The sequence below is a fragment of the Amycolatopsis kentuckyensis genome, assembly GCF_002155975.1.
Classification (GTDB): Bacteria; Actinomycetota; Actinomycetes; order Mycobacteriales; family Pseudonocardiaceae; genus Amycolatopsis; species Amycolatopsis kentuckyensis.
The window spans coordinates 590-8,873 of the sequence record NZ_MUMI01000454.1 but is presented as its reverse complement, the minus strand read 5'-3'; the positions used below and the strand labels follow the sequence as shown (position 1 = coordinate 8,873).

The window sequence follows — 8,284 nt, the reverse complement described above, 5'->3', positions numbered from 1 at the left end:
CGCGCGCGACTTCCTGGTCCCGGCCCGGCTCAAGCCCGGCTCCTGGTACGCGCTGCCGCAGTCGCCGCAGCTGTTCAAGCAGCTGCTCATGGTCGGCGGCATGGAGCGGTACTACCAGATCGCCCGCTGCTACCGCGACGAAGACTTCCGCGCCGACCGGCAGCCGGAGTTCACCCAGCTCGACATCGAGATGAGCTTCGTCGAGCAGGACGACGTCATCAAGCTCGGCGAAGACATCGTCTCCGCGCTGTGGAAGCTGATCGGGCACGAGATCCCGCGGCCGATCCCGCGCATCACCTACCACGAGGCGATGGCCAAGTACGGCTCGGACAAGCCGGACCTGCGCTTCGACCTCGAGATCACCGACATGACGGAGTTCTTCGCCGACACGCCGTTCCGCGTGTTCCAGGCCCCGTACGTCGGCGCGGTCGTGATGGCGGGCGGGGCGAGCCAGCCGCGCCGGCAGCTCGACGCGTGGCAGGAGTGGGCGAAGCAGCGCGGCGCGCGCGGCCTCGCGTACATCCTCGTGAACGAGGACGGCACGCTCGGCGGCCCGGTCGCCAAGAACCTGTCGGAGACCGAGCGCGAGAACGTCGCCGCGGCCGCGGGCGCCAAGGTCGGCGACTGCATCTTCTTCTCCGCGGGCAAGGCCGCTTCGACGCAGCCGCTGCTCGGCGCCGCGCGCGACGAGATCGGCAAGCGCCTCGGCCTGATCGACGAGAACGCCTGGTCGTTCGTGTGGGTCGTCGACGCGCCGCTGTTCGCGCCGGTCGAGGACATCGGCGACGACGTCGCCGTCGGCTCCGGCAAGTGGACGGCGGTGCACCACGCGTTCACCTCGCCGACCCCGGAGTGGATCGACAAGTTCGAGCAGGACCCGGGCAACGCCCTGGCCTACGCCTACGACATCGTCTGCAACGGCAACGAGATCGGCGGCGGCTCGATCCGTATCCACCGCGGCGACGTCCAGAAGCGCGTCTTCAACCTGATGGGCCTCGGCGACGAGGAGGCGCAGGAGAAGTTCGGCTTCCTGCTCGACGCCTTCGCCTTCGGCCCCCCGCCGCACGGCGGCATCGCGTTCGGCTGGGACCGCATCGTCATGCTGCTGGCCAAGGCCGACTCGCTGCGTGACGTGATCGCGTTCCCGAAGACCGGGGGCGGGTACGACCCGCTGACCGCTGCGCCCGCGCCGATCACCGCGCAGCAGCGCAAAGAGGCCGGGATCGACGCGAAACCGGCCGCCGCCCCGCAGAACTAGTGCTGCACCTCAGGGCCGTGTGCCCGCCGGACAAGACCGGCGAGGCGCTCGACATCCTGCGGGCCCACGCCGGCACCGCGCACCTCATCGTGCACCGCGGTGCCGCCGTGGAACCCGTGGGTGACCTGGTCGAGGCCGACATCGCCCGCGAGGCGGCGGACGAGATCATCGACGCGCTGTGCGTCCTCGGTCTCGACCACACCGGCGGCATCACGCTCGAAGCGCTCGACACCGCGCTGTCCGACGCCGCCGACCGGGCGGAGGAGGCGGCGCCGGGCGAGGCCGCGGACGCCGTCGTGTGGGAGGAGCTGGTCGCGCGCACCGGCGAGGAATCCCGGATGAACGTGACGTTCCTGGCGTTCCTCACCATCGCCTGCCTGCTCGCCGCCGTCGGTGTGCTCACGAACTCCGCGGTGACGATCGTCGGCGCGATGGTGGTCGGCCCGGAGTTCGGGCCGCTCGCCGCGCTCGCGGTCGGGCTCGTGCTGCGGCGCTGGGACCTCGTCCGCCGGGCGGGCGGCGCGCTGGGCCTCGGTTTCCCGCTGGCGATGGTCGTGACGCTGGGCGGCGCGCTGCTCGTGCGCGCGACCGACGTCTTCGGCGAGGACGCGTTCCGGCTGGACCGCAACCACGAGGTCGACTTCGTCTTCTCCGTCGGCGTACCGTCCCTGGTCGTCGCGATGCTCGCCGGCGCCGCCGGGATGCTGGCCATGACGTCGTCGAAGTCGGCCGCGCTGGTCGGCGTGTTCATCTCCGTGACCACGGTGCCGGCCGCGGGGTACGCGGTCGTCGCGGCGGTGGCGGGGGAGTGGAGCCGGTGCCTCCAGTCCGTCGGGCAGCTGCTCGTCAACCTTCTCGGAATCGTTGCAGCTGCGGCCATTGTGTTGATCGTGCGCCGGAATGGGCAACGTTCACCCGCGGGAATGCGTCCGCTTTCACGCGGGTGACCCGTGTCCGGGCGGGATGCGTCTTCTTGTCCGGATGTCAGTAGTCATGGTTGCTCAGTCACGAGTAGGGTCGGTGACAATGACAGTCGACACCTCCTCCGCCGGCGACGCTGGAGTCGGGGCAGGAGCCGAGCAGCTCGCCATCGCCGCGGCGGTCGCGGCGGGCGAGTCCGTTCTCTCACGCCGGTTCGGCAGCGCGATCACGCTGGTCGGGCCCGAGGACCTCGCGGGGAGCGGACCGGCCACGGTGGTCCGCGCGCGGGTGGTGTCGTCGTTCGCGCTGCCGCGGACGCTCGTCATCAAGCACTACCCGGACCGGCCGGAGTCCGGCGCCGACCCGTTCGCCCAGGAGGCGGTCAGCTACCAGCTGTTCACGGCGCTGGCCCCGGACGAGCGGATGTGCCCGGAACTGGTCGCCCACGACGGCCGCGACCGGGTGCTGGTGCTGGAGGACCTGGGGCGGACGCCGACGCTGGAGGACAAGCTCTACGCCCGGGACTCCCGCGCGGCCGAGCGTGCGCTGCTGTCCTGGGCCCGGTCGCTGGGCCGTCTGCACGCGAGCACGGCGGGCCGGGAAGCGGACTTCAACGCGCTGCTGCGACGGCTCGGCGGCCCGGCGAAGGGTGACTCCGACGGGGTCGACGCGTTGTGCGCGCGAGTTCCGCCGCTGATCCAGAAGCGGCTGGGGATCCCGGTGCCGGACGACGTGCTCGCCCAGGTGGCGGCGGCGGTCGAGCAGTCGCGTGCCGCGGGGTTCCGGGCGTTCAGCCCGGTCGAGCTCAGCCCGGACAACAACCTGGTGACGGGGCAGGGCGTCCGGTTCCTCGACTTCGAGAACGGCCGGGTCCGGTCGGCCCTGGTCGACGCGGCTCATCTGCGGTTGCCGTTCGCGAGCTGGCCGGATGCGCTCGCCCTGCCCGCGGGGATGAGCGAGGCGATGATCGCCGCGTGGCGGGCCGAGGTGGTCGGGGTGTGGCCGGCTTTCGCCGACGACGAGGCCCTTGCCGGGCACCTGACGTCGAGCGAGCTCCTGCGGGTGTGGCTGATCACGGGGGAGGAGCTGGGGGCGTTGAACTTGTCCCGGCACGCTGCGCCGGTCAGCCGGGAGGCGGCGTTCGTCACGTGGTGGCGGGATCTGGCGAAGCATGCGGGGTATGTCCGGATGACGGGGGTTTCGGAGTTTGCGGCCCGGGTGGCTGCCGGGTTGGCTGCGCGGTTGGGGCCGCATGCTGATCTTGCTTTTTATCCCGCGTTTCGGTGAGTCTGCCGGGGTCCCCCGCCGGCCCGAACGCCGGATTGTTCAACGGCCGACAGACCGTGTCAAGGCGGGAAAGCGTGCCTTGACACGGCCTGTCGGCCGCTGAGGCGGCTGCGTATCGGGTCGGCAGGGGGGTGTGGTCGGAGGTGGGCTGGTGGCTGTGCGCCCGTCGCTTGGCGCTCGTTGCCGCGCCAGGTCCAGTGCGCCTTCGCTCGCGACCTTCGTGGCCCTGGTTCTTTGCGTAAGCCGCGTCGTGTCCGGTGTGCCCCTCGCTCACCTCGCAACCCCAGTGCGCCCTCGTCACCGCGAACAGGACATATCCGGCTTCTGTGAGGTGCGCGTCAAGAATTAGGCCCGGTGTCGCGACCGCGTTACCTCCGCCTCACCGGGTGTGAGCCTGCGTGGCCGATGGTCTTGAACGTGACCGTGATGAGCGTCGATGTCACCCCTCTGCCCGAACCGCCCCGGCGACCTCTGGCAGCCGTCCCGTCGCTCAAGCGGGCCCGGCGGCTGGCCGTTCTCGGCGACTCCACCGCCGTCGGGCTTGGTGATCCGCTTCCTCGGCGGGCCGGCTGGCGGGGGGTCGGTCCGTTGGTCGCCGCCGCGCTGGGGGTTGACCGAGGTGGCTACCTCAACCCCTCCTTTGCCGGGGCTCGGATGCGCTGCGTTCTCACCGAGCAGGTCCCCGTCGCCGTTGCCCAGCGGCCTGATGTCGCCCTTCTCGTCGCCGGCATGAACGACACCCTTCGGCCCGACTTCGATGCCGCGCGCGTCGGCGCCGATCTCACCGAAGTCATCCGGCGGCTTCGCGCGACCGGGACCACCGTTCTCCCCGTCCGCTTCCACGACCACAGCAAGGTCTTCCGGCTCCCGCAGTCGCTCAAGCGCGCGCTCAGTGCCCGCGTTGCCGAACTCAACGCCGCCATCGACGAAGTTGTCGCCCGGGAAGGGGTGGCCTGTCTCGATCTTGCTCGGCTGCCCGGCGCCTACGACCTCGCCTCCTGGAGCGTCGACCGGCTGCACCCCTCCGAACTGGGCCACCGCATGCTCGCGAGCGGCTTCACCGGGCTGCTCGCCGACGCCGGGTTCGCCGTGCCGGAACCGGTGAGCCTCACCTGCAGCGGCGGTGTCGAGCCGAGCACCACCGGGCACGTGGGCTGGCTTGTCCTGAAGGGCATCCCGTGGCTCTGGCGCCGCGGCCGCGAATTCCTGCCCTACGCCGCCGTCATCATGTGGAACTCGTTCCGCGCCCGCTGAACACCCGCAGCGCTTCGACGTCCGAAGCCGGATTGCGGACGAAGAAGTCCGCCCACTCCTCGATGTCCGGGTACGCGCTATGCGCGGCCAGATACCGGCACGCCTCCTCGGCGTCGTACTCCGTTCGCCGCAGCTGGACGCCCTCGCCGAGCAACGCCCAGTGCGCGCCCCTTGCCCCGTACGGCATCCCCACGCTGCCGGGGTTCACCACCAGTCTCCGGTCCGCGAGCCGGACGAACGGCATGTGCGTGTGCCCGCAGACGATCGTCGACGCGGAAACGCCGTCCAGCACCTCCGCCCAGCGCTCCGGGGGCGAGTCGACGAGCACGATCTCGGTGTCGTTGCGCGGGGTCGCGTGGCAGAACAGCACGCCGTCCACGGTCACCGTCAGCGGCAGCGCGTCGAGCAGCGGGAGGTCGGCCGGACGCAGCTGCTTCGCCGCCCACGGGAAGATCGGGTCCGGGACGAACGAGCCGCCGGTGCGCGCCGATTCGGCCAGTTCGCGGTCGGCGTTGCCGCGCACCCACACCGCCCGGTCGCCGAGGGCCTGGAGCCGCTCGAGGGTTTCGACCGGCATCGGCCCGGCGAGCAGGTCGCCGAGCAGCACGATCTTCGCCGCCGCCTGGACGTCCGGCTCCGCCAGGACCGCCTCCAGCGCCGGGAGGACCCCGTGGATGTCCGCCAGCACCGCCACGTTCATCAGTCCACCATCGGGCAAGCCGAGCGCCCCGGGCGAGCGATTTCGCCCAGGGCGCAACCGGCCTACACCGTCGAGAGCGGCAGTTCCCGCACCCCGGTCATGTTGGGGTTGACCTGGAACTTCGGCGGCTCACCCGGGATCGTGCGCAGCACCGGGTAGCGGTCGAACAGGATGTTCAGCGCCACCCGGCCTTCCAGCCGCGCGAGCGGCGCGCCGATGCAGAAGTGGATCCCGCGGCCGAAGGCCAGGTGCGGGTTCTCCGCGCGCAGCGGGTCGAACGTGCCCGGGTCGCGGAACACCCGCTCGTCCCGGTTGGCGGCCGCCACCCAGCAGAGCAGCAGCTGGTCCGCCGGCACGGTGACGCCGCCGACTTCCGCCTCCCGCATGGTCGTGCGGGCCACCACCGCGAACGGCGTGAGGTACCGCAGCGACTCTTCGATCGCCGGCGGCACCAGTGAGCGGTCCGCGCGCACCCGCTCGTCCCAGTCCCGGTGCGTGTCCAGGCACAGCACCGCGTTGCCGAGCAGCATCGTGGTGGTGATGTGGCCGGCCAGCAGCAGGATGTTCGCGAAGTCGACGACGTCGGAGCGGGACAGCCGTTCGCCGTCCAGCTCGGCCTCGACCAGCTTCGTCAGCAGGTCTTCCCGCGGCTGCTTGCGCCGCTCGTCGACGTGCACGCCGAGGTAGTCGGCGAGCGCTTTCTGGCCGTCCATGGACGCCTGGATCGCCGCGTCCTGCTCCGCGTCCTTCTTCACCAGCGAGACCTGGTTGGCGGAGTCGAACATCTTGTCCACCCAGCCCTTGAACAAGTTCCGGTCGCCGGGCGGGACGCCCAGCAGCTCGGCGATCACGATCACCGGCAGCGGGTAGGCCAGGTCCTCGACCAGCTCCAGCCGGTTCCCGGCCGGGATCGCGTCGAGCAGCTCGTGGGTGATCGCCGCGATCCTCGGCTCGAGGTCCGCCACCACCTTCGGGGTGAACGCGCGGCTCACGAGCTTGCGCATCTTGTTGTGCAGCGGCGGGTCCATCTGCAGGATGCTGCCCGTCGACAGGTCGCGGTCGGGGTCGGGCATCAGCTCCTTCGGGACCAGCCGCGTGGTGTCGGACGAGAACGTCGCCGGGTCGCGGACGATCGCTTCGATCTCCGGGTGCCCGTAGACGTTCCACATCCCCAGTTCCGCGGCGAACTCGACCTGCTTCTCCGGCTGCTTCCCCCGCAGCCAGAACTGGGCCTCGTGGAGGCCCCAGGTGTCGGCCGGTGTGGTGGTCATTTCCGCCCCTTTCCCCGTGTGGCCCCGGGATCAGCCGGGTGCCTTGGCGGGATCGTGTGCGTAGATCCCGTTCCGGAAGCCCGAGACGAGCTCCTCGAGCGTCGAACTCAGCTCCGCCGCCACCTCCGCGACCGCGGCGGGGTCGGGTTCCCCGGGCGGCTCGAACGCGGTGCGGATCAGGTGCGCGAGGACATCCGCCCGCTCTTCCAGGGGAATGCCCTCGAACTCGCGCGAAACCGTGTCGCCGACGTAGAAGCCGAGGGTCGCGGCCTGCAGCGCGTAGCTCACGTGCGGGACGTCCGCGCGGATGAGCCCCCGCCGCAGCATCACTTCCTCGAAGTGCACGCTCACCTCGGCCTGCTGCTTCTTGAGGGCGAGGTCGCCGAGCGAGCCGAACATCTCGGCGTTGCCCCGCAGCATCGCCATCACCAGCGGGCGGCGGTGGGTGATGAGGAACGACCCCGGGATCATCCGGTGGGGCAGGATCATCGCCGGGTCGGCCTTGATCATGGCCAGCAGCTCGTCGGTCAGATCGGCCGACTCCCGCAGCATCAGTGCCTGGAACAGCAGTTCCTTGGTCCGCCAGTGCAGGTAGACGGTGCCCTTGCCGATGCCGACCGCGCGCGCGACGTCGTCGATCGCCACCTTGCGGTAGCCCATGCGCAGCAGCAGCTCGCCCGCCGCGTCCAGGATCCGGTCGGCACGCTCGCGGTTGGGATGGCTCATGCGTCTCCACCTGGGGTTTCCGTTGAGCGTTTGACTGGTTGACTGGAATCGCACTTTCGGTCAACCAGTCATCCCGACGGTAGCGCTCTCGGGGAGGCCGGGGCAAGTGGTTCTGTCGGTGGGGTCGGTTAACGTCATCTCCGTGGCACAGGACGAGCTCTTCACCGTGAACGCCGACATCGCGCCCCCGCCGGAGCGCACGGCGTCGAACGCGGGCGCGGAACCGCAGGCGGACCCGGCGAGTTCGCCGCTGGCCGTGCGGATGCGGCCGCGCTCGCTCGACGAGGTCGTCGGCCAGCAGCACCTGCTGCGCGAAGGCGCCCCGCTGCGGCGGCTGGTGGAGGGCGCCGCGCCGGCGTCGGTGCTGCTCTACGGCCCGCCCGGCACGGGCAAGACGACGCTGGCCAACCTCGTCTCGATCGCGACCGGGCGCCGGTTCGTCGCGATGTCCGCGCTTTCGGCGGGGGTCAAGGAGGTGCGCGGCGTCATCGAGGAGGCGCGGCGGCGGCGTCAGTACAACGCCGAGAACACGGTGCTGTTCATCGACGAGGTGCACCGGTTCTCCAAGACCCAGCAGGACGCGCTGCTCGGCGCGGTGGAGGACCGCACGGTGCTGCTGGTCGCGGCGACGACGGAGAACCCGTCGTTTTCGGTCGTGTCGCCGCTGCTGTCGCGGTCGCTGGTGCTGCAGCTGCGTCCGCTGACCGACGAGGACATCACGGCGCTGCTCGAGCGTGCCCTGGCCGACGAGCGCGGCCTGGGCGGAGAACTGACGCTGACCGAGGACGCCCGCGCCCACCTCGTCCGCCTCGCGGGCGGTGACGCCCGCCGCGCGCTGACGGCCCTGGAGGCGGCGGCGGACGCGGC

Annotated in this window: 8 protein-coding genes; 5 read left to right on the top strand and 3 right to left on the bottom strand. The window is 71.1% G+C overall.

The annotated features are described in order from the left end of the window. The 4 genes from aspS to CCN39_RS36445 all read left to right on the top strand — a co-directional run. Positions 1 to 1,258 (top strand): aspartate--tRNA ligase (gene aspS / locus CCN39_RS36460; RefSeq protein ID WP_086849862.1); only part of this gene is annotated, 1,258 nt, incomplete at its 5' end. Then, positions 1,258 to 2,205 carry a DUF389 domain-containing protein gene (locus tag CCN39_RS36455; RefSeq protein ID WP_167455288.1) on the top strand — a complete coding sequence of 316 codons (948 nt, stop codon included), beginning with the start codon at positions 1,258 to 1,260 and terminating at the stop codon, positions 2,203 to 2,205. The genes aspS and CCN39_RS36455, both read left to right, overlap by 1 nt. 79 nt (positions 2,206 to 2,284) lie before the next feature. After that, positions 2,285 to 3,466, top strand: coding sequence for a phosphotransferase (locus CCN39_RS36450; RefSeq protein WP_086849860.1), 1,182 nt, complete (start codon positions 2,285 to 2,287; stop codon positions 3,464 to 3,466). Between the two features lie 405 nt (positions 3,467 to 3,871). Then, a complete protein-coding gene (locus CCN39_RS36445; protein WP_086849858.1) occupies positions 3,872 to 4,720 on the top strand; it encodes an SGNH/GDSL hydrolase family protein in 849 nt (282 codons plus the stop codon). On the opposite strand, the gene CCN39_RS36440 is transcribed toward CCN39_RS36445, so the two are convergent. The 3 genes from CCN39_RS36440 to CCN39_RS36430 all read right to left on the bottom strand — a co-directional run bounded on the left by CCN39_RS36440 (position 4,692) and on the right by CCN39_RS36430 (position 7,417). Next, positions 4,692 to 5,420, bottom strand: a complete 729-nt coding sequence (locus CCN39_RS36440; protein ID WP_086849856.1) for a metallophosphoesterase family protein — start codon at positions 5,418 to 5,420, stop codon at positions 4,692 to 4,694. The two genes, CCN39_RS36445 and CCN39_RS36440, sit on opposite strands and share 29 nt — an antisense overlap. A 62-nt stretch (positions 5,421 to 5,482) precedes the next feature. Next, positions 5,483 to 6,691 (bottom strand): cytochrome P450, encoded by a 1,209-nt coding sequence (locus CCN39_RS36435; protein ID WP_086849855.1) that lies wholly within the window; start codon positions 6,689 to 6,691, stop codon positions 5,483 to 5,485. Positions 6,692 to 6,721: 30 nt separating this feature from the next. Next, positions 6,722 to 7,417: a TetR/AcrR family transcriptional regulator gene (locus CCN39_RS36430; RefSeq protein WP_086849853.1), complete on the bottom strand. Its 696-nt coding sequence runs from the start codon at positions 7,415 to 7,417 to the stop codon at positions 6,722 to 6,724. 142 nt (positions 7,418 to 7,559) lie between these two features. Between CCN39_RS36430 and CCN39_RS52115 the strand changes: the two genes are divergently transcribed. Next, a partial coding sequence (locus tag CCN39_RS52115) for an AAA family ATPase (RefSeq protein ID WP_244211157.1) occupies positions 7,560 to 8,284 on the top strand: 725 nt, incomplete at its 3' end.